Raw genomic sequence first — 26,582 nt, 5'->3', positions numbered from 1 at the left:
CCTTTCCAAGAACTACTTAGCTAATTCATGCTCATGATGAGGCTTATGTGCTAGTTTATGACCTTTTCCGGTTAAATGAAGTCCAATAGACAAGCAAGCAAGGACTGCTGCAGCAATAAAAGCAATGAAGAAAAGGTCATGATAAGTCATTAATAGAGATAGGGATTGTTGCTTCTGGTCATCACCAATCCTGCCAGACTGGACAACATCTTTAAGTTTGTGTGAATAATCGAAGTTCAAATACCATCCAACCAATAATATTACTATAATATTAGCTAAAAAGCGAATGAATTGAACAGCAGTCATCCGACTTACCAATTCAGGCAATGGACCTCCTAAAGCGGCGCCCGTAAGACCTGCCCCAATCGTGATTCCAAGACCGCTCGATAAGAGAATTAAATTACAAGCCATTATTACTAATGAATAAGAGTCGTTCAAATAAAACCATTGAATCAGAACGAGAGCAATTGCGACTGATCCTATAAGGCCAAGGAGACCGGGCCCTAATTTATCATAAAGCAATGTACAAATTATGGCTGATAATACTACGCCAATAAACATGCATGGCAACAATGATAAGAGTTGTTTGCTTGAAACGATATGCAGTAGTCCTTGGACTGCCGGTAGGCTCAACGCCATGACGACATTGCTTGATACAGCCATTAGTATTCCTAGTACCGGTTTGGGATGCATGATCAATTTGAAGGATATAACAGGATGATTAATCTTGCGTTGTGCAATAATAAAAAGAATCAGTGTAAGTAAGGCTCCTCCGATTACGACCCAGAGATTACCCGGAGAACCAAACCATTGCTCGAGATGGTTTAAGGTTGCCAAAGAAATAACTGAACAAATTAAGATCAGAGATATACCCAATATATCCCAATTTAAATGTTTACTCTCTGTATGGTGCTCATTTCGCAGGAAAATATGGTTCATAATGAATCCAGCTAATGCTAAACCACTTCCCAAATAAAAAATCCATCTCCAATGATGATAAATAATAGCCACATTTCCGATCAATAAACCTGCAATTACCGAACCGAAAAAACCGCCTATAAGAACGGATAAGGAAAGATTTCGTTTCTCGATAGGGAAGGAAAGCAAAAGCATGGGAACCATAATCATGAGCATCACGCCCATACCGATCCCTTGTAGAAATCTACCTACAGACATCCATTGATCATCGACGGAGAATGCTGCCGAGAGCGAGCCAATAATAAAAAGGATCATGGAAATAGAGTAAGTGGCTCGAACTCCTAATCTATGTCGAAGAAGGGGACCCAACGGAATGAATAACGTAAAGGCGATGATGCCAATAATAGCAGGGCTGAACATCGCGTTATTTCCAAGATGAAATGAATCCTGGACAAGTCTTTGACTGGGGATTAAGGCGCTATTAATCATTAAACCTGGCCCAATGGCCAAAACGGTTAAGATAGCGATTCTCCAGTGTTTTTGTAAGTTCATCTTGACATTCCTCCGTAATAATTCACTATTAAGAAACTTAGTGTATTTATAGTATACATTATTTTATCATAAGATGTATAGTAAGGACGTTGATAGCCATTTTACAGCGTATGCCAAATAGATATTACAAAACACCCCGAAATGGGGTGTTTTGTATGACAAAGTGAATAACAACTCACATAACGATGAAATAACAGTGGAGTGTCATTTAGATAAAAGTGATATAAAATTTTCATTTCTCCTATGTAAGATCAAAGAAAAGAAACTGCACCAAAAGTGGAATTACAATCACCGATTTTCATGGAATTCATTATATAATGTATGAAAAGACTGAAATCACCAAAGGAGGAAGTGGTGATTTCAGTCTTTTTGTCTTGCTTGCACCTATACCGAGGAATTAGCATCTATCAATCCACATTATAACTTCGTAGGCGGTTATGATCATGGTGTTTAAGGCAGGTTTGCTTCACGTAACGAACGACAAACTTGATGAAGGGGCTACCGCGGAGACAATTAAAATCAATTTGTTTCAAAATATCCTAATTATTGGTATGGCAAAAAAAATTCTAACACTCTATGATAGTTGTATCTTTTAGTGCTTGGAGGACGCCTATGCGACTTATACATACCATGCTGAACTCTTTTGACTATAGAAATCAAATAAAAAAGAAATTAATATACTCTTATACCCTCATCCCGATTCCAGCCCTTGATTCCGGCCTTTTTGTATTACAATAAATCCGTCGAAACCGTGCAAACCCTTCTATTACAGGACAAGTTTGATATGACGGGTATTGTAAATTCCAACATTGAAAACTACATGAATGAGATAGAGAAGATTACGAAAGCCCCCGACTATTCCACGGAGATCCAACAGACCCTGCAGAGTTTGAAATATAAGGTTGGGATTCAAAGAAAGGAAGCTCATTTTTCGATCAGCCATCATTTAGAAAGATGAAAGAGTTGAAAGGGGAACGTGTTATTATCCCTACCCATAAATCCGACTATTACGTCACTCAAACACCGCGATATATCTTCTCCATCGGGCGAAGTATCCTAAGTAAGGAAAATAAAGATGAAATCGGTGTTATCTACGTTGATCTTGACTTGGATGCCATACAGAAGATTGTAACTCCACTTCAAAACAATAATAACCAATATTATATTATGGATGGAGACAGAAATTTAGTTTACAGCAATGATCAAGAACGGTTAGGAGAACCGTTTCAATTTGGCTTCCTAGTAGCTTTTCATTTACTGTTTTTAAATTTTAATAAATGAGATATTAAACGAAAAGTGGTTGACAGGGTGTATTCTGATCAACCACTTTTTTCGACTAAGCCGTTTTGACCTTCTCTAAATGCCGCTTTAAGCAGCGGTATCATTCAAAAGTTATAGCGAGCTATGCCTTTCCGATAATGTTGTCATAGAACCGTTTTGATTTTTCGAAAAAAGCATGAATAGAATCTTTGATCCGTTTCTTATCCTTAGACTGAATAGCAAGCATTAACGAGCTGCGTATTTCCGTGCTGCTTTCGACCGCTCCAGGTACTTTCAATAGCTTTAAACTTGTTTCTCTGCGTAAATGAACAACGGTTTGCATCAATTTGGCGTAAATGCGATTACCGCAAATTTCTCCCATGTAAATATCAAACTGATCTAAAAGATCTAAAAACTCAGCCGGATTTTGTTTGTTTTTTGCTTGGACAAGTGCATCAAGAATCAGGAGAAGATGATCTTGTTCATCTTGTGTTGCTCTACTCGCAGCAAGGAGATATACCTCGGATTCGATTAGTTTTCGAGCTGCATACACCTCATCCAAGTTATGAATTTCGCTATAAAACATCCAAGTAATCGTTTCAGGTGAAAAAGGAGCTTGTTGTTCGTTTACGAAGCTGCCCTCACCTGCTTTTATGGTAAGCAAACCGACAAGAGACAAAGCGCGGAGCGCTTCACGAACGCGGCCCCGAGTTACATTGAATCTCTCGGCAAGATCTCTTTCATTAGGGAGCTGATCACCTGGTTTAAGTTGACCTGAAGTAATGATACCGGCAATTTGCTCCATAATCTGCTCTGTAACCGTAACTTTTTTGACTGCTTTTATATCTAACATTCCGGTAGGACCTCCTAGAAATCATTGAAATCATCTTTAATACTTAAACTATACTGAAAATGATTGAGGGTAACAAGGATTTATGGTATTGTACATATATCGGTACTCTGGTAGTACCAGAAAACCAAAGGTGAGGAAAACAATGGTCAAGAAACTTCGTGGCATTACTTGGAATCATACAAGAGGTTATGTTTCAGTTGTAGCTGCTTCACAACGATATATGGAGCTGCATGCAGATGTGGAAATTACGTGGGATAAACGTTCGCTGCAGCATTTTGCGGATTATCCGATTCAAAAGTTAGCCGAGGAATACGATTTATTAATTATTGATCATCCATGGGCCGGGTTTGCTGCGGATAAAAACATATTGGTCCCTTTGGATCAGGTACTTCCAAGCGAGTTTATGGCTGATCAAGCTGCAAATACAGTAGGTAAATCGCATCTGAGCTACAATTTTGATGGCTATCAGAGTGCGTTAGCTGTTGACGCGGCAACTCCTGTGGCATCGTACCGTGCGGATTTATTTGCAAATGACGGGCTTTCATTGCCAGAAACGTGGGAAGAGTTAATTGTGTTAGCTAAGACAAGCAAGGTTGCTTTTGCAGGAATTCCGATTGATACACTGATGAATTTTTATATGCTTTGCTACACGCAAGACGAAGAGCCTTTTATCAGTAAAGAAAGCGTTATCAGTATAGATATGGGTCTTCAGGTGCTGGATCAGCTTCGAGAACTTACGAATTACTGCACTCCAGAAATGTTGGATTGGAATCCAATTAAGTTGATGGAAGTGATGTCTACGCGCAATGATATTTATTATTGTCCTTTTGCTTACGGATATTCCAATTATGCTAGACGAGGCTACTCCAAGTATGTGGTGCGTTCTACTGACATGGTGTCTATCGGCGATCATGGGAAGCTGAGATCAACCCTAGGCGGAACGGGGCTCGCTGTTTCAGTCAAATGCGCACAAATGGATGATGCGTTAAATTTCGCCATGTTTACGGCAAACGCGGGTATTCAAAAAACCATTTATTTCGAGAGCGGCGGTCAGCCCGGACACAGAGCCGCATGGCTTGATGAAGAGATCAATCGCCAAACGCAAAATTATTACAAAGACACGTTACCCGCATTGGATCGCGCTTATATGCGTCCTCGTTATAGCGGATATTTTCACTTCCAAGATCATGCAGGTGGTGTTGTCCGAGATTATATTCGTTATGGCGGTAATCCCAAAGAAGTATTGGCAAAGATGGATAGTCTATATCGCGAATCGCTAAAGGAGGATCATCCATGAAACCGCTTGAAGGACTCGTCGTACTCGATTTCAGTCAATATCTTTCCGGGCCATCTGCTGCACTCCGTCTTGCGGATCTTGGTGCGCGAGTAATTAAGATAGAAAGGCCTGAAACCGGTGACTCTTGCCGTCAATTGTCCTTAAATAACTTGTTATCGGATGGCGATAGCGTACTATTCCATACGATCAACCGAAATAAGGAAAGCTATCAAGCAAATTTAAAAGACTCTGATGATCTCATCAAAGTTAAAAAGCTAATTGAGCAAGCCGACGTGATGATAGAAAATTTCCGCCCGGGAACGATGGAAAAACTAGGATTAGATTATGAAAGTGTGAAACGAATCAATCCAAAAATAGTCTATGGCAGTGTTACCGGATATGGGAAAGAAGGACCCTGGAAAGGGAAGCCAGGTCAAGATTTGTTAATCCAATCGTTATCCGGCTTAGCTTGGCTAAACGGAAATGGTGATCAACCTCCTGTTCCTTTTGCACTTGCTGTAGTCGATTTATTTACTGGCGCACATCTAGTTCAAGGCATTCTTGCTTGTCTTGTACGTCGTGGACGCACAGGCATTGGAGGGCTAGTGGAAGTTAGTCTGCTTGAATCGATTTTGGATTTCCAGTTTGAGGTACTGACGACGCATTTGAATGATGGCGGACAACTTCCTGTGCGCAGCTCTGTGAATAACGCGCATGCCTATTTAGGGGCTCCATACGGAATTTATGAAACGGCAGATGGTTATCTTGCGCTTGCCATGGGTTCGATTATCCGAGTTGGGGAGCTTCTAGAATGTGATGCTTTAGCGACATTTAGCGATCCGAAAACTTGGTTCACGTGCCGAGATGAAATCAAGAGCATCTTAGCAGCTCACCTCAAGACGCGAACGACGCAGGCATGGCTAGAGAGACTAGAACCTGCTGACTATTGGTGCGCCGATGTTTATACATGGGATCGATTGCTTGAGCACGAAGGATTTAAAACGCTGAACATGATTCAGGAAATCACGAGACCCGGAACCTCTAGCCTACGAATGACACGATGTCCGATTCGGATTAACGGAACCAGACTTGAATCAGACAAGTGGGCCCCACGCATCGGTGAAGATAATGAAAGCTTGGATAAAGAATTTCTTCTGAGTGAAGTGAGCCATTAAAGCAGAGAGACTTTGCGCGCACGCAAAGATCCCTATAAATGGAGTTGACAGCATGACAATAACAACAACCTACAAACCGCTGGATGGTATTCTCGTTCTGGACTTCAGTCAGTTCCTTTCCGGACCTTCTGCTGCATTGCGATTAGCCGACCTCGGTGCAAGGGTGATCAAAATAGAGCGTTCCGGAACCGGTGATATATGTCGAACTTTATATATTTCCAATATGGAGTTGGACGGAGATAGCACGTTATTTCATTCCATTAATCGGAATAAAGAAAGTTTCGCTGTGGATTTGAAAAATACGGATGAACTTGAAACCGTTAAAACCTTAATTCGTAAAGCAGATGTACTTATTGAAAACTTTCGGCCGGGTGTTATGGAACGACTTGGACTGAACTACAAGCAAGTTCATGAAATAAACCCTTCGCTCATATACGGTGAAATTACAGGCTATGGCTACGAAGGGCCATGGCGCGACAGACCTGGGCAGGATTTACTCGTGCAATCGTTAACAGGCCTCGCGTGGCTTAACGGTGATGCAGACCAGCCCCCTATGCCATTTGGTTTAGCTATTGCGGATATGATGGCAGGCGCACAACTTGTTCAAGGGATTTTAGCTTGCTTAGTGCGACGTGGACTTTCGGGTGAAGGGTCATTCGTTCAAGCGAGTTTGCTTGAGGCTATGCTGGATTTTCAATTCGAGGCGTTAACAACGTATTTGAATGATGGGGGCAAGCTTCCCGAAAGGAGCAGTATTCATAATGCGCATGCTTATTTGAGGGCTCCTTATGGTATCTACAAGACTAGAGATGGCTATATCGCATTGGCAATGGGGTCCGTTCTAGAACTTGGCAAGTTACTGGAATGTAAAGCTTTAATGACCTATACCGATCCGAATGAATGGGCGACGAAGCGCGATGAAATCAAGCGAATCCTTGCGGAGCATCTACAGAACGAATCAACGCAGCGATGGCTCTCCATCCTTGAACCCGCAGATTATTGGTGTGCTGACGTGATGTCTTGGGATCAGTTATTGCTGCACGAAGGATTCAAAACATTAAACATGACCCAACTGATCACTCGTAATAATGGCACAAGCCTCTTAACTACGAGATGTCCAATCCGAATAGACGGACAAATGTTCACATCGACCATTGGTTCACCGAAGCTCGGTCAGGATAATCTATCAATCATGAAGGAGCTGGCAGGAAATGAATGAATCGAAAAAGGGTAACCGTCCACACCAAGAACTCCCTTTGTTTAATACGGAAGATTGGATGTATGAAGAGTTTGAGGTAGGTAAAAAGATCCGTTCCATGCGTCGTACGCTATCAGAAGGGGAGAGCATGCAATTTAACGCATTAGTGATGGATATGCACCCATACGTAGCTGACGAAATTTTTGCCAAAGAAGAAGGCATTTTTCAGCGTAGATTAGTTGCTGGGGCTTTTGTGTTCAGTGTAGGTCTAGGATTGATGGCACATAACAATATTCATACGTTTAGCTATGGTTATGATAAGCTTCGTTTCATTAAACCTGTATTTATCGGAGACACCATTTACACGGTGCGCACACATATGGAAAAGCGTCCTAAGTACAAAGAGTTAGGGTTAGTCAAAGTCAGTTACGAAGTTTATAAAAATGAAGGCGAGCTCGTCCTCTACTGTGAACATTTACAAACGGTGAAGTACCGTAATCCGGAACAATGGCAAGATCAAATCGAGAAAAAGGGATGATGAGAGATGAGAATTGATGCCCATCAGCATTTTTGGAATTTGGATAAAGTTGCCTACCCGTGGCTAGTACCTGCTTATGGACCTCTATACCGTACAATTGAAGCACCTGAGCTTGAACCGCTAATTAATGATGCTGGGATTGATAAAACGGTCCTCGTGCAAGCGATGGATTCCTACGAAGATACTGATTATATGCTTGAAACCGCTGCCAAATATGATTGGGTGGCGGGTGTAGTAGGCTGGGTACCGCTGAATAAACCGGACGAAGCTGCGAAGAAGCTAGAGCTGTATACAAAAAATCCTGTATATAAAGGCGTCCGCCATCTGATTCATGAGGAGCAGGATCCAGATTGGGTCGTAAAGGATAATGTCATAGAAGGATTAAAGGTGTTGGCATCATTCGGTATGACTTTTGATGTCGTGGCAGTATTACCAAGACATCTAGAGCATGTACCGACGCTTGCTGAAAAAGTACCCAATCTAAAAATTGTCATTGATCATTTAGCTAAACCGCCAATTAAGGATGGGCAGATGGAGCCTTGGGCAAGTCAGATGAAGAAAGCGGCTTCTTATCCGAATGTATACGCCAAATTATCTGGGCTGAATACTGCTGCGGATTGGGAGAACTGGTCGGCTGCAGATATTAAACCATATATTGATTATGCATTCGAGATATTCGGAGCGGAACGTCTCATGTTCGGCAGTGATTGGCCTGTAGCGAATTTGGCCGGTGATTATACTAAAGTATGGAAAGAAACAAACAAAGCGCTAGAAGTTCGTTCGAAATCCGAAATTGATGCCGTGCTTGGACATACAGCTGCAAGCTTTTATCGTCTATAAAAACTGAATGGAGAATAATGAAATGATCCAGACTCAATTTTTCGAGGATTATGAAGTAGACTCTTCACGGATAACATTAGGCAGAACGATTACCGAAACAGATATTGTTATGCATGCGGGTCAAACGGGGGACTTTTTCCCGCACCATATGGATGCCGAATGGTGTAAAACGCAGGATTTTGGAGAGCGCATCGCACATGGAACACTCATATTTAGTGTAGGGATCGGAATGTCTGCGGGCGTAATGAATCCAGAAGCGTTCTCGTATGGTTACGATCGGCTTCGGTTTGTTAAACCTGTGCATATCGGGGATACGATTCGTGTTCGCACAACAATTTCCACCAAAGCCGAATATCCGAAACGTCCAGCTTACGGAATCGTGACTGAACAAGTAGAAGTACTAAATCAACATAATCAAGTAGTCTTGGCTTGCGCTCACTTATTGTTGGTGAAGAAGAAATAGGCGAAGGGTGTTGATCACAATGGAACTGAAGCAAAGTGCTTTGCTAGATTTAGATTACAAACCCAAGGTACCTCAGAATAAAGGCAAGGGAATCGGTATTGTTGGAGCTGGTGCTATTGTAGAGAACTGCCATCTGCCAGCTTATCGAATGGGCGGTCTGAACGTTGTCGGGATTTATGACACTAATCGCGGTCAAGCAGAAAAAGTCGGAAGTGAATTTACACTCAAAAACGTTTTTGGAACGCTAGACGAGTTATTGGATCATCCCGAAATTGAAGTTGTTGATATTGCTATCCCTTCTAAATTTCAACCTGAAGTGGCCGAGCGTGCAGCAGCGAAAGGCAAACATATTCTTTGTCAAAAGCCGCTAAGCGAATCCTATGCAGATGCCAAACGCATTGTGGAAGCATGTGAGTTAGCGGGTGTTAAAGGAGCCGTTAATCAGCAATTGCGCTGGGCACCGGGAATTCGGGCAAGCCGTACAATCATTCAAAGAGGTTGGTTAGGACAGGTTACACAAGCCTCGATTCAAGTGAATGTGAATACGGATTGGTCGCTTTGGCCATGGATAACAAAAATTGATCATCCAGAGTTGATGTATCACAGTATCCATTATATTGATGCCATCCGCTCATTATTGGGAACGCCAGATTATGTTTACGCTGATGGAGCTAAATTCCCGGGTCAAGTTTGTATTGGTGAAACACGCACATTGATTCATATGAAATTTCCTGGTGACGTGACAAGAGGACTCATTCACGACAATCATAACAATATTGCTGGACAAGATGATTGGTATGCTACATTCCGTTTCGAAGGAACTGAAGGGGTGATCAAAGGTACCAACGGGGCTTTGTATAATTACCCTATCGGTCAGAAAGATACTTTAAGCTTTACTTCCCGCCAGATTGATCCAGCTTACTGGTTTACACCGCAACTTGAAGGCAGATGGTTTCCGGACGCTTTTCTAGGCACGATGGGAGAATTGTTGTGTGCCATTGAGGAAGATCGCGAGCCGGAAAATAGTGTTCAAGATAATTTGCTCACAATGCAGACGCTGTTTGCTGCTTATCGGTCTATGGAAGAAAATCGCCCGATTTGGCTTGCGGAAATTGATTCGTAACCGTTTATGTGCGATCGGTGGTGCTATATTCATGTCATTGCCGCTGAAAAGTAGAATAATCCAAAATAATTCAACGAAATACGCAAAATGTTACAATACACCCCTTTAAGGGTGTTTCCAATGCCAGAGTGAATTACAACTAACAATAACAAATGAAATGTTGTGCGAGTTTGTAATTCACTTTGTCACCGTTTGTAAAATAGTTTGTCATAGACTTGTAAAACGTATTGCCTCCGGGTTTATTCACCTATGTAATTCATCTTCCTTTAAGAGCGAAGTAAACTGGAAATGATATGGCAGTTGCAATGCTCAAACAAATAAAGGAACTGGGGGTTATTAATTTCTTCATTTTACAAGGCTCCTTACTTCCTTCGAATTTCCATTAGTCGCAAATAGCTCTAAGGATGGTGTATCATTATTATGGGTTATGAAGAAAATGTTTATTCCTCCAATGCTTGAAAGGAATACCGTTGCAATGTCGCAAGCAGCTGCCGGTGTTTGAAGGGTTTTTAGAAATTTCTAAGTTAAATGAAAAGAAGTCCCCTCGTTTTAGGAAGGGAACTTCTACTTTTTTATTGAAGATTTTGTATTGTGGTGGCAGTGGACTGTTCTTGTTGTAAAGATGTTTGTGCTTGTTGGAGCTCTTGTTCTGCTTGTTGTAGTTGTTGTGCACTTGTAGCAGCTAGCTGATGAGCTTGCTGCGCTAATTGGTCCGCTTGAACTGCAGTTTCAAGGGCTTGGGTTGCTTGTTGGGTTACTTGCAGAGATTGTTGTTGTACCTGCTGATTCAATTGCTGCGATTTCTGAATAGTTTGCTGAGCTTGTTGCTCAACCTGTTGAGCTGTTTGATGAGGGTTAATTGTTTTTGCAGTTTGAGTTGTTACCTGAGAAGTTAAAGCTTCTGTTTGAATAGAAGTCGATGATTGGTTTGCAGCTTGTGTTACAGCATTAGATGCGGCTTGAGCTGCTGCGTCAATGACTTGTTTAGTTTTGTCTTGATTATTATTTTGGTTATACAATTTGTTCGCCTCCTTTAATTGGGTGTACCCTTCAATATAATTAATAAAAGAAGCTAAAGTTATTCGTAATAATTCAAATAGGTTTTTAGGCGGAGGTTGAAAACGTGCCAGTTACAGCCGCTTTTGGTTTCCCTTCATGATTGTATGTCATGTTATATACCATTCATGTCTTTATATTAAAAAAATACAAGAATAACATTATTTAATGTCAATATAGTTGACATTAAATCCGACTGGAAGTATAATTCAATTAACCGCACAACAATGTGCAACTAATACTTAAGGCAATGGCGCCTATCCTACACGGATAGGCGTTTTCTGTCTTTTTGAAAGGGTGAATACGATGATGAAGCGCTTTGAGAGCATTGTTTTGTTTATCCAATGCCTGCCTGTCGCCTTGAAATGGTATTAAGACTTTCATGTTAGGTTTTGGGTCTCGAAGATTATATTGGCGAATGGAAATATGGAGAAAAATATGGAAAGGGCCAAAGTATTTGATCTCTTCGGGGGCAAATACTTTTTTTTATCTATCCTTCATACTTTAATGAAACCCGTTACGCACTACGGTATCGCTAGAATTGGCAGTTTGGCGGGCGGGTTTACCACAAAAGTCGCGATTAGAACTAAAAGGACCAAGTAGCGGACCTTACATCTTTCAACAAAGCTGAATTGAATCAATTAGGATAATGAAGATCAGGTACATTAAATTTGCCCCTATCAGGGGCTTTTTCCTCTTTCAGTCGCTCTCCCATGTTCCTCTGTATTCATTTTGTTCCATCCAGTTTTATACAGGAAAATGGTTGTTTTGCCACGCATGTTTGTCCAAACCTTTCCTATGAATCAATCATAGAATATATCATTCCAAAAGAGAGGATGATAGAATTGGCAAACACAGATGTAAGGCTCCAACTTTTCTCTGGTAATAATTTTACAAATCGGCGGATTGTTCTTAGACGTGGAGGTGTAGCAGTTAGAGATCTGGGTGCATTACGTTTTGATAACGTACTTTCCAGTTTCCGTCTAAGAAATGTTTCAACTACAGATTCTGTGACACTAGTTTTGTTTTCACGAATTAACTTCCAGGGGTCCATTCGCGTATTTCGTGGACGCCAAAGCGTGGCGAATTTAGGTAGTTTCAATAATCTAACTTCTTCCTTAATTTTAGTAGGACGCAACCTTACAAATTCCCAAATTCAACAGATCCAAAGTACGGGTAGACCTCCTCGTGATATTTTAGTTATCAGACAATAACAGATAGGTTAAAAAGGCACAGGAATGTGTCTTTTTTTATTGTCCCCCCGAATTTCAGAAATAAATGCATTATTTGAAGCTAATATTCCTGCAAGAATGTCATCACGGATCTCGTGATCTTCTAGATGATGATTGAAGCAATGAACCACGTAGAAGAAACGGCAGGAGATTATCTTTCCCTGTCGTTTTGCCGCGTTCATGCGCCATACTACCCCACTGGTCCATTGTTCCGATAATGCTGAGGAGCGACTCCTGCGATCTTTTTAAACATCCGGCTGAAGTAGAAAGGATCTGGATATCCGACTTCCTCAGCAATTTCCTTAACGCTTTTAGCTGTATTGCGCAGCAGGTGTTTGGCATGTTGGGTTTTAAGCTCATGGATGTAGTGATGGATGTTCGTTCCAGCATATTTTTTAAACACCTGACAAAGGTATTCATATTTTCGCTCCAGCACCCGCTCCAACGTTTCTTTGGAAATATCGGACTCGTAAAAATTGTTCAAATGGTTGACCAGCTTGCGGAATGTCAGGTATGAAGTGGGGAAAGACGTGTCCAAATGGCTTTGCTCCAAGAAACTACTTGCCATGAGCCGAAGTATTTCGCCAAGCAAAAGGGTAGCATGAAAACGAAAGTAACCGTTCGGTCGTTTCATAGTCTCCACTAGTTCTTCAAACAAACCGAGCAGTTTATAACGCTGTAAGGAACGAAACTGACGAGGCACTACAAGCAAATCCTCGTGAAGGATTTCAGTGGTTCTTAGTTCCGTACGTTCGGCATGGACAATATTAAGCTCGGACGCCCGATCCAGCACGAATTCATTGAGGTAGGGTTCACAAGAAAATTGCACCCAAAAAAATTGGCCCTGTCGTTCATGCGAATTCCAACCGGAATGTGACTCCCAAGGCATCATAAGCAGCGATTCACCGACTTGTAGAGTTGTGCGGACTTCGTTAGTTTGCAAATGAACCGTACCATCGGCAATGACGATCAGCTCGTAATAGGGGTTATGATGCCGACCGAAAAAGGTGCTGTTATTCGCGTCGAAAAGATCCGCCCATTTGACATCAAGCTTGGATAATCGAGACAGAGCGTAGTACATGGCATGACAACCTCCTTTTTCTGTAACAGCTTAAGATTTCCATATCTTCACCTTTTCCTTCACGTAGGTCGATGGCAGGGTGCCGGTGCATTTTTTAAACACTTTGTTAAAATATGACTGCTCGCAAAATCCGAGAAAATCGGAGATTTCTCCTACGTTCATCTGTGAGTTGGTCAACAGGTCGCAGGCGGCGGCAATGCGGATTTGCTGCATGTAGTCAGTGACGGATTGTCCGGTAACCTGTTTGAAAATGGTGCTGACATAGTTAGGGGTTCGCTCCACGTGTTTAGCTAATTCGGTCACGGAGATGGTGCGGTGATAATGATTAAGAATATAGGCTTGAAGCAGCATAACGATACTATAGGATTTGCCCTGTATCGATTGAGAATCGATTTCTTCGTTGATGATAGCAAGCATTTCAAGCAGGATGCTGTGGCAAATGGTGTCCGAGTAGGCAGATTTGCGCAGCCAATGCTGGGTCAGCAGTGAAAATCTCTGCTTCATATAGTCAAAGTTAAAAGGTCTGGTTAAACAACGATCAGGCGCGATAAGCATAGGAAGTCCATCCCCGTCACCTTCATAATGAAAGTGAGCGACATACATGTCATGAGCTTCTTTGCTCGCATTCAACGCACTGCGCCAAACGCCTTGGGGAACAAAGAGAAGATCGCCTTTTTGCATAGTAAAGGTATGGTCTTCAACCGTGTAGAGAATGGTTCCATTTGTAATGAGGATTAAAATATGGTTGTTTGTCTTACTTTTTGGTACATGCCAGTTGTTTGGCTCACAATGCTCGAAATAGATACCAACCGGTTCGATCATAGAAGGCTCCTTATGACAAATTCTCTTGTCTTTGTTGAGGTTGATGATCATCTTCTTATTGTAACTGAAATCGTAGAATAATTGAAATAATTATTGGATTGTTCATTGTTTCAATAGACCGATTTCACTAAGCTTAAAGGGTAAACTTACCGAGGAGGATGATGAGTGAAATGAGTACTTTATTCAAAAAAGCTAAAGCGCGAGTCGGCGTTATGACGGTTGGTCACGAGCCTTATTGGGCACAATTTCCGGGATTAAAAGAGGAGTTAGAGGGCTACGGCCGTGAATTTGAGGAAATGCTTCGGAAACATGACGTCGAGGTGGTCTCGGCAGGCTTTGTCGATGGTGTAGATAAGTCTTTTGCCGCATCGTCATATTTGAAAAGCCAAGATGTTGATTTCCTATTTTGCTTCTTGAGCACGTATGTGACGTCTTCGACTGCTGCTACCCCAATCCTGAATTTGTCCGAAATGGCGATTTTCGTGACGGATCTGGAGCTGATTAATCTGGTTTCGGATCGAACGGCGAGAGCGGCGCAAATTTTTCTCGGCGCATTGCCGATTCTGCTGTTGTATCCATTCTTATAGCGTTATTTCACCAAAGGAATTGTGATGGGGAGTGTGAAGGGATGAGCAAGGACGTTAGCAAATTAGACTCAGCTTTGAGGGTCGATGACAATCAGGATAAAGCTTGGAGTTGGTACTCACCTCTGAAAGAACCTTTTCGGGTTATGGGACTGCCTTGGCTGAAGCAAGATGCTGTCTACCACAGGTTGCCATTAAAGCCGTCTTATCCAATTCGATCGGAAATGGACCGACTCGCGAATTTTACGGCGGTTGTTCAAATCCACGTCTCAGAGAGACACTCCCTGAGTTTATGCGAATTTTTCGATCCAGATACTCCGAAGCGACCATACTGGTCGTTTCACAAATCCGGCTTGCGAAGGAGGCGTTCGACGTCCCTATGTTTCGACAACGGGAGGAGCGAAAGCAATTCCAGCAGAAAACGGTAGAACGATTGCGGCAAAGCGGAGATCATCACATCCATTTTTTTAATGGAGAAGAGATGCTTGGAATAGCATACGGGGAATGCACAGTAGATGGCATACATCCGTCCGATTTAGGCTATAAGAGAATGAGTGAAGCACTAAAACCGCAACTGGAAAACCTTTTGCATCCTTACCTTAAATGAGTTTTCCTCCAAGTTCCATTAGGCAGATGGATAACAGTGAAGTATCATTTAGCTTAGGGTGATTAAAAATGTTCATTTCTCCTATGCTTGCATACAATGCAAAAGATAATAAACCATTTTACAGTAAAAATCATATAGCGGAATTAAAATTAGAGGGTCTTAGGTGTATTATTTCCAATATGGATAAACTCTATGTTTATACCAGACATAATAACTTGATCACAAATAAATTCCCGGAGTTGTATAAATGCCCCCTGCCTGAAGGAACCATACTTGATGGTGCATTAATGATTATTGATGAGCAAGGGAAACCAGACTTTGAAGCCATGTCGGCCAGGTTTTTATCTAGGAAAAACAAAACACCTGTGATATTCTGCGCATTCGACATCTTAAGATATAAGGGAATCGATGTCACGGGTCTAACCTTAATGGGGCGTAAGGAATTGTTGGACAATGCTTTCATTGAAAATGAGAACTATAAAAAGGTTAACGTATTTGAAGGGAACGCAGTAGAATATTTTGAGCAGGTTCGTGGACGGGGACTTGAGGGCATCATCATTAAATCTAAAAAAGAAAATTCCAAATATGAAATAGAAAAACGGTCCAAACAGTGGCAAAAGGTAATCAATTGGACTTATGCGGATGTGTACATATCCGGTTACAGAAAAAATAATTTTGCCTTATTGGCCTCTATTGATGCAGCTGATGGCTCCAAGTTCCCAGTCGGGGTTATAGAGTCAGGTGTAACACCAATTCACCAGAAAACCCTAGATAGTGTGAAGAATCGATTAGTATTCAAGGAAGATCAGAGTTTTGCTTATATGGAACCACGAATCATGGCAAAGATTAAGACAAGAAATTGGACCAAAAGCGGAAAACTGAGGTCGCCAGTATTCATCGAATTCGTTATCTAAATAAAAAAGACTGAATCACCAAAGGAGGAAGTGGTGGTTACAGTCTTTTTGTTTGCTTGCACATCACAAGAGGAATTAGCGTCTCATTCCGCCGGTTAGTTGTTGTTCGGCCAATTGAACTAATCTTCTCGTAATGTTACCGCCGATTGCGCCAGTATCACGAGTAGCCATGTAGCCGTAATAACCGTCTTGAGGAATCTGAATACCTAATTCCTGAGCGACTTCGTATTTCATTTGGTCAAGAGCTGCTCTTGCTTGTTGCACGACTAATGTATTGCTGTTTCTTCTAGCCATTTGATTCACTCCTTTTTTGTGGTGTAGAAGTATTTTGTGGATTAAATGGTTTTTTATTCATCTTACATAAATTATTTTCGCAACAGGAAATCATCTACTTATTGCATATACGCGATATGAGCCAGAAGCTGCGGCTAAGTTCTTTACTGCGTAGTCAACTAAGAGTATGATTTCCATATGAGCAGACCAAGAGAATTTGATGTTGATAAAGTATTGTATCAGTCGATGGAAGTTTTTTGGGCAAAAGGTTACAAAGCAACCTCATTCGAAGATCTCACCAATAAGACTCATGTCAAAAAACAAAGTCTGTATGGCGTCTTTGAAGATAAACGCTCACTTTTTCTAAAAGCACTTGCCCTGTATCGAGCGCAAAATCTCGAGTCACTTCGAGAAATGGTCGATCAAGGCGGGTCGCCAACGGAAATTCTAAACGCCGTTAAGTCCGCTTCACTTTGTTCGAAAAACGAAGATAGCCGCAACGGATGTCTAATGGTCAACACAGCGTTGGAATTTGGAATGAGCGATGAGGAAGTAACTAATGAAGTTGAAAGAATGTTCAGTGACGTCCAGCTTTTGCTCGAGGAAGTGATTAGTAAAGGGCAAGCAATTGGAGAGATTACGACACGCTTCACAAGCAAAGAATTAGGAGCCTTCTTGGCAAATGCCTTGCGTGGTACCCGTATCCTAGAGAAAACAGGGGTGCCGGTGGAGCAAATCGAAACCATTCTAAATACCTCGTTTGGATTGATGAAAAAATAAAACCGTATTCGCTTTTTAGTAAAGACGGTGGCACATCATATGGCGTTCACTCCTTGGGGTGAATGTTTTTTCTTATACATATAGGCATTTATATGTTCTGGGTTTGGGGTTGTCCCATAAGTAGATAAATCTACTTGTGGACAGCCCTTATTGTCTTTTGACCTAATTGGACATTCGTAACCGTTTTCAGCACGAAAATCATATTTCCATTGGATGTTTTCCAATGGAATCGACTCTCAAGCTTCGATTTTCGTAATTCTATTGGAATAACTCCAATTGACTTTTAGGGTCCTAAATCACCATTTCCGTTGGATTAACTCCAATGGAAATTGCAGGCAGACTGCGAAATGCATGAGGTCGGGGCTGAACTTTCCAAATAGACTTTGGACAGTCTCTTTCTTATTCGTGAGTTTCAGATTGAGCGCGGTTTTCGCGCTTAATTGGTTCGGGCATCTAGATTAAGCGCGGTTTTTCGTGCTTAATTGCACGGGGACACTAAATTAAGCGCATTTTCCGAGCTATTCAGCGCGGACGCGCTGGATGGTTTGCTGAGAAGTCGACTTTCGGCTTCTCAGACTCTGTCGGAGAGCCTCGGCTCGCTGAGCTCTCGCGGAAAGCGCGTTTTTCGCGCTTAATGGTTCGGGAGCTCTAGATTAAGCGCGTTTTCCGCGCTTAATCAGCGCGGATGCGCTGGATGGTTTGCTGAGAAGTCGACTTTCGGCTTCTCAGACTCTGTCGGAGAGGCTCGGCTCGCTGAGCTCTCGCGGAAAGCGCGTTTTTCGCGCTTATTGGTTCGGGAGCTCTAGATTAAGCGCGTTTTCCGCGCTTAATCAGCGCGGACGCGCAGGATGGTCTACTGAGAAGTCGATTTTCGACTTCTCAGACTCTGTCGGAGAGCCTCGGCTCGCTAAGCTCTCGCGGAAAGCGCGTTTTTCGCGCTTAATGGTTCGAGTCAATCCAGATTAAGCGCGTTTTCCGAGCTTAATGGTTCGGGAGCTCTAGATTAAGTGCGTTTTCCGCGCTTAATCAGCGCGGACACGCAGGATGGTCTGCTGAGAAGTCGATTTTCGACTTCTCAGTCTCTGTCGAAGAGCCTCTGCTCGCTGAGCTCTCGCGGAAAGCGCGTTTTCCGAGCTTATTGGTTCGAGCAATCTAGATTAAGCGCGTTTTCCGCGCTTATTTGCTCTTGACACAACCGCTGGAAAAAGATATATTCTTCAGTGTAATAAGTAATTATTACGATTAATCGAACGTAATGTCTAATAACTTACTTATAGTTTGGGCTTCGACAGATGAATCGAGGATTGTCACAATTTAAAATCGTAATTATTACATATAAAGCCGGAAAGGATTTGTTCTTATGCTAGTTGCTTCCATGGATGAGGTGGAATTCGGTTACAATGACGTCCCTTGTATTCAAGACGCGAGTGTAGAGATTCAGTCTGGTGAATTCGTAGCTATTACAGGCCCCAATGGTGCAGCCAAGTCGACCTTGCTGAAATTACTTCTAGGCCTGCTTGATCCTTGGAAAGGGAGTATTTTCTTGTCTTCAACCAATAAAGAGGGGAGGAAGCTGAGAGTGGGTTACGTATCTCAGCAAATCTCCGCTTTCAACAGTGGATTCCCTAGCACGATATTGGAGTTTGTCCAATCAGGCAGGTATGCAAGCCGCTCTTGGTTCCGTAAACTCGACAAAGAAGATGCAGTGGAGACGGAGAAAGCACTCCGTCAGGTTGGGATGTGGGATTTGCGCAAGCGCAAGATCGGTGAGCTCTCGGGCGGCCAAAAGCAGCGTATTTGCATCGCCAGAGCGCTTGCACAGGAGCCCGATATGCTTGTTCTCGATGAACCGACGACAGGAATGGATCAGGATAGCCGCCTTGGCTTCTATGAGATGATGCACCATCAAGTGAAAGCTCTCGGGCGAACCGTTATTATAGTGACCCATGGCTTATCCGAGGTCGCACCCTATCTGGATCGTATTATTGAGTTGGAGAGGAAGGAGGATGGCGGATGGAAATGCTGCACTACGACTTCATGCAGCGGGCATTTTGTGCCGGTGGGTTAATTGCCGTCCTAGCCTCGATTCTGGGGGTATATCTGATGCTACGGAGGCAAGCATTGATGGCTGACATGCTCTCCCATGTTTCTTTAGCAGGGGTTGCAGGAGGTGCGTATCTAAACATAAATCCAACTTTGACTGGATTCGTCGTAGCTACGCTGGGAGCTATAGCTGTTGAATATGTAAGGAGGTCATATAAAACCTATAGTGAAATTTCGGTTGCCATCATCATGGTGGGTGGATTATCTAGCGCAGTGATCATCATGAGTCTCAAGCAAAGCATTAATAAAGGCTTCTCAGCTTATTTATTCGGATCTGTTGTTGCTGTAAATGAAACCGAGCTTCTCCTTATGTTTGTGGTAGCGATATTCGGGGGCATCTTTTTCTATCTATTCCGTCGTCCGCTTTATCAGATTACATTCGATGAAGATACGGCTAAGACTAATGGCCTCCCGGTGAAATGGATCTCACTTGGCTTTAGCGTCATAACAGGTATGATTGTATCTGCGGCTATGCCAATTGTTGGAGTACTTCTCGTTTCGGCATTAATCGTGCTGCCCGCGGCACTTGCCATTCGAATTGCTCCTAGTTTTACATCCGCACTTTTTATAGCTATGAGTATTGGGTTACTTGGTGTCATTTCCGGACTTACCGCTTCCTATCAGCTTAGTACACCCCCGGGAGGAACAATAGCGCTGCTTCTCTTATTTATTCTTATTACTGGCTTGGGATTGAAAAAGGTCGTTCTGACATTTAGCAAAAGCAAAGCAAAAAATGCAGGTGACATCATCCCTCGTTTTTCCAAAGAAACGACAATTTCATCATTCAACAAATAGTAGGAGGAACAAGGTAATGAAAAAAATCTGGGTAACGAAATCACTTGCTTTTACCGTACTATCAGCTGCTCTCTTATCGGGCTGTGCATCTAACACCGCTTCAAGCGATGGCAAATTAAACGTCATTACAAGCTTCTATCCCATGTATGAATTCACTAAGCAGGTTGCAGGTGATCATGCCAATGTGATTGCTTTAATCCCGCCGGGGGCTGAACCCCATGATTGGGAGCCTAGTGCGAAAGATATGCAACAATTGAAGAACGCCAATGTGTTCGTTTACAACGGTATCGTTGAAGGATGGGCGGAGCAATCACTTAAGAGCGCTGACAATAAGAATCGTGTTGTTGTTGAAGCAAGTAAAGGAATTGAATTCATGGAAGGCTTACCGGAAGAAGAGCATCAAGAGGATCACAAGAACGAAGCGCATGGTGACAAAATCCAAGATCCGCATGTTTGGTTAAATCCAGTTCTTGCTGTTCAAGAGGTTGAGGCCATTGTAGTTGGATTAACGCAAGCTGACCCTGCTAACAAAGAGGATTATCGGAAAAATGCGGATGCTTATATCGGAAAGCTCAAAGCCTTGGACGAGTCATTTAAAACAGGTCTTAAAAATGTTAAGCGTAAAGCATTCGTCACGCAGCATGCTGCTTTTGGTTATTTGGCCAAAGAATACGGGCTAACACAGGTCCCTATTGCTGGACTTTCCCCTGAAGAAGAGCCAGCTCCTGATAAAATGGCCGATATTATTAAATTTGCGAAGGATAATAAGGTACAAACGATTTTCTTTGAAACTTTAGTAGATCCAAAGGTTGCGAGTACAATTGCCAAAGAAGTCGGAGCGAAAACGGCTGTGCTGAACCCAATTGAGGGATTAACGGACGATGACAAAAAGAAAAACCTTGATTACATCGGTGTTATGACGAATAACCTGGAAGCATTGAAAAAAGCGTTAAATGAATAAATAGAAACATGTAGTGCTTTTTTTAATCGTTCAAATACGTAAAATTTACGAATAGAAAGAGGTTGTGACTTTGGTAGATCATAAAATACCTGTAACCGTCTTAAGCGGTTATTTGGGAGCAGGCAAAACAACATTATTAAACCACGTCCTACATAATCGTGATGGCTTAAAAATTGCAGTCATTGTCAACGATTTAAGTGAGGTCAACATCGACGCTGAGCTGATTAGAGAAGGAAGCGGGCTTTCCCGAACGAATGAGAGCTTGGTTGAAATGTCCAATGGCTGTATCTGCTGTACATTACGTGAAGACCTGTTGAAGGAAGTAGAGCGGCTTGCTAAAGAGAATAAATTTGACTATATTCTTATTGAATCAACAGGTGTAGGTGAACCTTTACCAGTTGCGCAAACGTTCACCTATATAGATGAAGAGCAAGGGATTGATCTTACGCAAGTTTGCCGTCTCGACACGATGGTAACTGTCGTAGACGCCTATCGTTTCTGGACGGACTACTCCTCTGGAGAAACGCTCCTTGAACGCAGTCAAGCTGTGGGCGAAGATGATACTCGCGAAGTTGTTGATCTTCTGATTGACCAAATTGAGTTTTGTGATGTCCTGATTTTGAATAAATGTGACATGCTGGAAGAAGATGAGCTGATTGAGCTAGAGGGCGTGCTGCGCTCCTTACAACCTAGAGCCAAATTCATTCGTTCGGTTCACGGGAAGGTAGCTCCAACAGATATTTTGAATACTCATTTATTTAATTTCGATGAAGCAAGTACGTCCGCAGGCTGGATGCGGGAAATGGAGAAGGAAACCCATACACCAGAAACCGAAGAATATGGCATTTCCTCTTTTGTCTACGAAAGAATTCGCCCGTTCGAGCCTTCGCGGCTGATGAGTTGGATGGAAGATTGGCCGGCGGAGATCATCCGAGCTAAAGGGATCATGTGGCTTGCAACTCGCAATGATCACGCTCAGAACTTAAGCCAAGCAGGTCCTTCTATTCGCTTCGGTCCAGCAGGGTATTGGGTGGCGGCGCTGCCAGATGGTGAAAGAGGAGCCGATCTCGAAGAAGACGCGGAACAAATCAAGCATTGGGATGATACCTATGGAGATCGCATTAACAAGGTTGTATTTATAGGCATTGAGATGGACCGGGTTAGTATAGTGGCATCTTTGGATGCCTGCTTGTTAACGGATGATGAAATGCAAGGAGATTGGAATCGTTTCGAGGATGAGCTGCCGAATGCCATAATGGAGTTGGAGGAAGCCTGCCCTTTGCCACAATAAATTCAGTAATGATGTATGATAGGAGGTGAACAGTATGAGAGTCATTATTACATTGGCGTGTACCGAAACTGGTGACAGAAACTATACAACGACGAAGAATAAAAGAACCCAAACCTCTCGTTTGGAGCTGAAAAAGTATTGTCCGCGTCTGAAGCGTCACACGCTTCATCGTGAAACACGTTAATAAACCAAGAAAGTCCGGGCTTACTTGTCCGGGTTTTCTGCTTTACGAAAGGGATTATAATATCCCAAAGGAGGTTGATGGGTTTGATGAGTTTGAATACCAATGAGGCAAGAGATGTCATTCTAAGTCATCACACGGATGCTCATTGGCACCGCCGCGAGCAGGAATTATTGCAATGGGCAGCACGTGAGAAACAGCGCAAGCACGCTAAGAAGACCAAACTTCTCGGACATATCAACGTGGATACCGAATTGTTCCCTGCCTTGATACTGCTTCAGCAGAAGCAAATAGCAACTGAATTCTCTTGTGCAGGTGTAAGCCCGCTTGACGAACCGGAAGACCATTCCCTGTATGCTTATCTCACGATCATAGCCTCTGAGCGAGCCGAGCAATTTGTCCAATTGACCATGAAGCGCATGAGACATCGCTTATTGATTTCCTTTGAACCCGCAAGGAACCGATACGATCTTTCATCCTTTTACATAGGCCACAACCGTTCCTTTTGTCAGATGATCCAGCTATGCGCTGAAATTTTTGAGAATGAAGTTTAGGCACTGAAAACGTACAAAAATGAGTTACGACAAAATCGCTCACGGTTATGTAGCTTACAATCCAAGAACCTTACCAGCTGCGATTTCGAATCATTGATGGGGAGCATCCAAAGTACCATTTAGTGACCGAGCGTATGGAGCTTCCACGCTAACCAACAGTTTCAAGCCCATTAGCTGCAAGGAGCTGTCCCAAAAGTCAAACATGACTAGGACAGCTCCTTTTTGATGCAGACTTTTTTATTTTGCCTTGTCAATCAGTGTGTTACCGTTAAAGTCTTTAATGATAATTCTGTCAGCGATGAAGGAGGAAACAGGATCAGGCCGGACAAAGAGATGCAGATTTCCTCCGCCTGCCGGGTATGGATCGACAGGAGTGTCAACGTCAATATACATGCCATACTGGCTCTGATTGTTGCGGTTCGTTGAACCTTGGCCAACGATATCATAGTAATCTGCGATTTTTGTTTGTCCTTGGCCCTTCAGAATGATCCAGCGAATAGTGTTCTGCTGGACCGGGATGTTGATGTCAACTGTATTGCTTGTATCGGTGCGGAACGCTGCGGTGACCGTCGGTTGGCTATGAGGCAGTATTTCCATCGGGTTCTTGCTTCTGGATTCGTTATTGGTTTCGGAGGTTAGTCCTACCATGTAAGTAATGTGTAAATGGTCGGAATTCGCGCCGGTGTGCCCCACATATCCAATCAGATCGCCGGCTTGAACCGTTTGACCCACCGTCAATCCCGAAGCGAATGCACTAAGATGTAAATAACCGGTCCAATGTTTATTTCCGTGATTGACAAGGACTTTGTTGCCAGGACCTGAGCTGCCGTTATCCGGAGTAATATTAGTTACGGTTCCATCCATCATGGCATAGACAGGGGTGCCTTCCGGAGCATTTATGTCGATCCCGGCATGGTAATCATAATCCCCGGGCCTGCGGGGACCGTATGGATAGCGGATTTCGTCCCCATTGACAGCAGTTGAAAAGCTTAGAGGCCAATAGACGCTGCCTGTAGGCGGGGCCACAGGAGTAACTCTAGCAACATTCGAATCGGCACTTGTGCCGGCGGAGTTGGTAGCGTTGATGGCAAAGTAATATATAGAGCCGTTTGTCAAGCCTGATTTGGTAAATGTCGTATTGTTTACTCCGCTTGCCACAGTCGAATAAGACCCGGTCGAGGATGTTTTCATCTTAACCGTATAGCTCGTATTACTGCCCGATGCTTCCCAAGCGAGAACAGCTTGTCCATCACCCGCTACTGCTATCAATGCGGTCGGTGCAGCTGGAACCGCACTTGGTTTGGCTGAAACAGCGCTGGAATACTCACTTGTGTTACCCTCGGAATCGATAGCCGCCACCTTATACCAGTATGTAGTCTCGTTGTCTACCCCGGTATTGGTAAAAGACGTCGATGTAATATTGTTGGCAATGTGCTTGTATTTGCCATCGCTGGAGGTAGCCCGTGAAATCTTATGTTTAACAGCGCCGGATACGGCATTCCAATACAGAGTCACTTCGCCATTCCCGGAATTAGCCTTAAGTCCGGTGGGTGCGGGAAGTGCAGCAAGGACATTCGTATTAAATAATACAAGGAAAAGTACGCTCATCAATAAACTCCAAAAAATGCTTTTCTTTAATAAGCGCTTCTGCTTCTGTAACGTAGACATAAAATCTCCTCCTAATCGTATCGAACTATAGATCCTGTAAAACGACCTAACTTACAAATCCATAGAATAGACGTTAGTAAAACTGGAAAACTAATGTAGAGCTCATGGCCTCACCTCCTTTCTAATAAGCAAGAATTGAACAGGAGAATCTTGTAAACGCTTTCTTTTTTTTTGAATTGTAACATTGAAAATTTCTTATATGAAATACGAAATACTTATATTTCTATAATTAGGGGTTATATATTCGCCTAATCATTTTCAAAAAAATAACCCCATGCCTTTATGAAAGGCATGGGATTAGTTGATATGTTTGAAATGATATTTTTAAAAGTAGAAAGTGTACCTTACATTAAATTTCTAGTAAGTCGAATATCTGCCATGGTTAACAAACCAACCTGATTAGACGAATGCATCGTTTTTGCAGTGTTAACTACAACATTGATGGTAGCGGTGTCGCCAAAAATACCTTGTGGGACTACAAACTCTACAGTACCCATATCATTCGTTTCCAGAATGATCCTGTCCTCCGTAACAACGTCTACAGACATGATCAGGTCCAATTCAATGGGTATTCCTTCCTTCGTAGAACCCGTTGAATTTTGATGCAAGCCGTTTACTTCATTTTTACTTAAGGGTCCTATTGCTAAGACAGTGTTTTCTTGGGAAATGGTTGGTTCAATTTTATTAATAACTTCGGTTAAGGTCAGATTCAAACCATAAGCAACAAGACGCAATGATTCCTCAAGTCCGACATGACCTATGCGGTCGTTTTGTGCAAGCTGGTGAAATTCTTCCGGTGACATACCAATACCCACTTTTTTCTGCAGGGGAATACGGCGTTTGGAGACATCTACCTTACGGTAAACTTTAATTTTGGACAACGATTGCGTCACAGAAGTGGAAAATAAAGTCATAGAATCCATGATATATCCCGGATTAACTCCGGTACCAATGACAAACTGTCTTTTATCGCGAGCATAAAGATCAATTTCTTTGGACAAATCCGAATAGCGGTGCCATGGATAAGCTAATTGTTCACAGGTAGAAATGACGGAATATCCTTGATCAAGTAACTGCTTGATTTGCGGCCAAACCTGTGGCAGGTTAGATCCTGTTGCATGGAGTGCAAGTTTGCGCCCCTCCAGCCGTGCCGTATCGATTTCATCTAAATTCTGAACAACATTAATCCCCACAGCAGTGCTCTCTGCTAGTTCTCCGACATCCCTTCCGATTTTTTGAGGATCAATATCAACCGCACCAATTAACCGAATATGATCGGATTGCAAACAGCTTTGCATAATTTTGATGCCTATTGGACCTAAGCCATAGGAAATGACATTCATTTTTACAGTATTCATGAACCTTACCCCTCTCTTAATTGGTTTTCATGAACAATGTAACATCATCAGAAATAAAGCGAAAATATGAATATATTATAAATTTATAATCAGGGGTTATAAGTAGAATTATGCCAGGTCCTCAAG

Annotated in this window: 25 protein-coding genes and 1 pseudogene; 18 read left to right on the top strand and 8 right to left on the bottom strand. The window is 42.6% G+C overall.

Annotated features, from left to right (window positions below):
• Positions 1-12 precede the first annotated feature (12 nt).
• Positions 13-1,470, bottom strand: a complete 1,458-nt coding sequence (locus ASG85_RS20360) for an MFS transporter (protein WP_057307670.1) — start codon at positions 1,468-1,470, stop codon at positions 13-15.
• Between the two features lie 930 nt (positions 1,471-2,400).
• Between ASG85_RS20360 and ASG85_RS20355 the strand changes: the two are divergent.
• Positions 2,401-2,751 (top strand): annotated as a pseudogene (locus ASG85_RS20355) (cache domain-containing protein); the annotation flags it as partial.
• A gap of 121 nt (positions 2,752-2,872) precedes the next feature.
• On the opposite strand, the gene ASG85_RS20350 reads toward ASG85_RS20355, so the two are convergent.
• Entirely contained in the window at positions 2,873-3,583 is a 711-nt protein-coding gene (locus ASG85_RS20350) for a FadR/GntR family transcriptional regulator (RefSeq protein WP_060647613.1), read from the bottom strand.
• Positions 3,584-3,725: 142 nt separating this feature from the next.
• On the opposite strand from ASG85_RS20350, the gene ASG85_RS20345 reads away from it, so the two are divergent.
• From ASG85_RS20345 to ASG85_RS20315, 7 genes are read left to right on the top strand one after another with little or no spacing between them, the layout of a single operon-like run.
• On the top strand, positions 3,726-4,880 hold the full coding sequence (locus tag ASG85_RS20345) for an ABC transporter substrate-binding protein (protein WP_060647612.1): 1,155 nt from the start codon (positions 3,726-3,728) through the stop codon (positions 4,878-4,880).
• Positions 4,877-6,034 carry a CaiB/BaiF CoA transferase family protein gene (locus ASG85_RS20340; protein ID WP_060647611.1) on the top strand — a complete coding sequence of 386 codons (1,158 nt, stop codon included), beginning with the start codon at positions 4,877-4,879 and terminating at the stop codon, positions 6,032-6,034. The genes ASG85_RS20345 and ASG85_RS20340 overlap by 4 nt, the downstream gene beginning before the upstream one ends.
• 52 nt (positions 6,035-6,086) lie before the next feature.
• Positions 6,087-7,253, top strand: coding sequence for a CaiB/BaiF CoA transferase family protein (locus tag ASG85_RS20335; RefSeq protein WP_060647610.1), 1,167 nt, complete (start codon positions 6,087-6,089; stop codon positions 7,251-7,253).
• On the top strand, positions 7,246-7,770 hold the full coding sequence (locus tag ASG85_RS20330) for a MaoC family dehydratase (RefSeq protein WP_060647609.1): 525 nt from the start codon (positions 7,246-7,248) through the stop codon (positions 7,768-7,770). Before ASG85_RS20335 ends, ASG85_RS20330 begins: the two co-directional genes overlap by 8 nt.
• A gap of 6 nt (positions 7,771-7,776) precedes the next feature.
• Positions 7,777-8,610, top strand: coding sequence for an amidohydrolase family protein (locus ASG85_RS20325; protein ID WP_060647608.1), 834 nt, complete (start codon positions 7,777-7,779; stop codon positions 8,608-8,610).
• A 22-nt stretch (positions 8,611-8,632) separates the two neighbouring features.
• Positions 8,633-9,073 carry a MaoC/PaaZ C-terminal domain-containing protein gene (locus ASG85_RS20320; protein WP_057307662.1) on the top strand — a complete coding sequence of 147 codons (441 nt, stop codon included), beginning with the start codon at positions 8,633-8,635 and terminating at the stop codon, positions 9,071-9,073.
• A gap of 19 nt (positions 9,074-9,092) precedes the next feature.
• Positions 9,093-10,196, top strand: a complete 1,104-nt coding sequence (locus tag ASG85_RS20315) for a Gfo/Idh/MocA family protein (RefSeq protein ID WP_060647607.1) — start codon at positions 9,093-9,095, stop codon at positions 10,194-10,196.
• Positions 10,197-10,768: 572 nt separating this feature from the next.
• Here ASG85_RS20315 and ASG85_RS20310 read toward each other — a convergent pair.
• The 3 genes from ASG85_RS20310 to ASG85_RS20300 form a co-directional block, all read right to left on the bottom strand.
• Positions 10,769-11,215 carry a hypothetical protein gene (locus ASG85_RS20310; protein ID WP_235550185.1) on the bottom strand — a complete coding sequence of 149 codons (447 nt, stop codon included), beginning with the start codon at positions 11,213-11,215 and terminating at the stop codon, positions 10,769-10,771.
• A gap of 1,459 nt (positions 11,216-12,674) precedes the next feature.
• Positions 12,675-13,565, bottom strand: a complete 891-nt coding sequence (locus ASG85_RS20305; protein ID WP_060647606.1) for a helix-turn-helix domain-containing protein — start codon at positions 13,563-13,565, stop codon at positions 12,675-12,677.
• 30 nt (positions 13,566-13,595) lie between these two features.
• Positions 13,596-14,387 (bottom strand): AraC family transcriptional regulator, encoded by a 792-nt coding sequence (locus tag ASG85_RS20300; protein ID WP_060647605.1) that lies wholly within the window; start codon positions 14,385-14,387, stop codon positions 13,596-13,598.
• 170 nt (positions 14,388-14,557) lie between these two features.
• On the opposite strand from ASG85_RS20300, the gene ASG85_RS39950 reads away from it, so the two are divergent.
• The 3 genes from ASG85_RS39950 to ASG85_RS20285 all read left to right on the top strand — a co-directional run bounded on the left by ASG85_RS39950 (position 14,558) and on the right by ASG85_RS20285 (position 16,492).
• On the top strand, positions 14,558-14,974 hold the full coding sequence (locus ASG85_RS39950) for a hypothetical protein (protein WP_057307658.1): 417 nt from the start codon (positions 14,558-14,560) through the stop codon (positions 14,972-14,974).
• A 103-nt stretch (positions 14,975-15,077) separates the two neighbouring features.
• Entirely contained in the window at positions 15,078-15,578 is a 501-nt protein-coding gene (locus ASG85_RS37075; protein WP_082588162.1) for an SGNH/GDSL hydrolase family protein, read from the top strand.
• A 68-nt stretch (positions 15,579-15,646) separates the two neighbouring features.
• A complete protein-coding gene (locus tag ASG85_RS20285) occupies positions 15,647-16,492 on the top strand; it encodes a DNA ligase (RefSeq protein ID WP_063860337.1) in 846 nt (281 codons plus the stop codon).
• 75 nt (positions 16,493-16,567) lie between these two features.
• Here ASG85_RS20285 and ASG85_RS20280 read toward each other — a convergent pair whose 3' ends face one another.
• Positions 16,568-16,786 (bottom strand): alpha/beta-type small acid-soluble spore protein, encoded by a 219-nt coding sequence (locus tag ASG85_RS20280; protein ID WP_060647603.1) that lies wholly within the window; start codon positions 16,784-16,786, stop codon positions 16,568-16,570.
• 177 nt (positions 16,787-16,963) lie between these two features.
• Between ASG85_RS20280 and ASG85_RS20275 the strand changes: the two genes are divergently transcribed.
• The 7 genes from ASG85_RS20275 to ASG85_RS20245 all read left to right on the top strand — a co-directional run bounded on the left by ASG85_RS20275 (position 16,964) and on the right by ASG85_RS20245 (position 23,430).
• Positions 16,964-17,545, top strand: coding sequence for a TetR/AcrR family transcriptional regulator (locus tag ASG85_RS20275; protein ID WP_060647602.1), 582 nt, complete (start codon positions 16,964-16,966; stop codon positions 17,543-17,545).
• Positions 17,546-18,905: 1,360 nt separating this feature from the next.
• Positions 18,906-19,613: a metal ABC transporter ATP-binding protein gene (locus ASG85_RS20270; RefSeq protein WP_060647601.1), complete on the top strand. Its 708-nt coding sequence runs from the start codon at positions 18,906-18,908 to the stop codon at positions 19,611-19,613.
• Positions 19,559-20,443: a metal ABC transporter permease gene (locus tag ASG85_RS20265; protein ID WP_060647600.1), complete on the top strand. Its 885-nt coding sequence runs from the start codon at positions 19,559-19,561 to the stop codon at positions 20,441-20,443. Before ASG85_RS20270 ends, ASG85_RS20265 begins: the two co-directional genes overlap by 55 nt.
• Positions 20,444-20,459: 16 nt before the next feature.
• Positions 20,460-21,404: a metal ABC transporter substrate-binding protein gene (locus ASG85_RS20260; RefSeq protein WP_060647599.1), complete on the top strand. Its 945-nt coding sequence runs from the start codon at positions 20,460-20,462 to the stop codon at positions 21,402-21,404.
• Between the two features lie 70 nt (positions 21,405-21,474).
• Entirely contained in the window at positions 21,475-22,695 is a 1,221-nt protein-coding gene (locus ASG85_RS20255) for a GTP-binding protein (RefSeq protein WP_057307652.1), read from the top strand.
• Positions 22,696-22,729: 34 nt separating this feature from the next.
• A complete protein-coding gene (rpmG, locus tag ASG85_RS20250; RefSeq protein ID WP_029195131.1) occupies positions 22,730-22,879 on the top strand; it encodes a 50S ribosomal protein L33 in 150 nt (49 codons plus the stop codon).
• A gap of 86 nt (positions 22,880-22,965) precedes the next feature.
• Positions 22,966-23,430, top strand: coding sequence for a hypothetical protein (locus tag ASG85_RS20245; protein WP_057307651.1), 465 nt, complete (start codon positions 22,966-22,968; stop codon positions 23,428-23,430).
• Positions 23,431-23,667: 237 nt separating this feature from the next.
• Here the strand turns inward: ASG85_RS20245 and ASG85_RS20240 are convergent, their stop codons facing one another.
• Both ASG85_RS20240 and ASG85_RS20235 read right to left on the bottom strand, forming a co-directional pair.
• On the bottom strand, positions 23,668-25,098 hold the full coding sequence (locus ASG85_RS20240; protein WP_060647598.1) for a M23 family metallopeptidase: 1,431 nt from the start codon (positions 25,096-25,098) through the stop codon (positions 23,668-23,670).
• Between the two features lie 344 nt (positions 25,099-25,442).
• Complete coding sequence (locus tag ASG85_RS20235; protein WP_060647597.1) at positions 25,443-26,456, bottom strand: hypothetical protein; 1,014 nt, start codon at positions 26,454-26,456, stop codon at positions 25,443-25,445.
• Positions 26,457-26,582 lie beyond the last annotated feature (126 nt).

This window comes from Paenibacillus sp. Soil724D2 (genome assembly GCF_001427935.1).
In the GTDB taxonomy this organism is placed as follows: Bacteria; Bacillota; Bacilli; order Paenibacillales; family NBRC-103111; genus Paenibacillus_E.
This window is presented reverse-complemented; position numbering and strand designations above follow the sequence as displayed.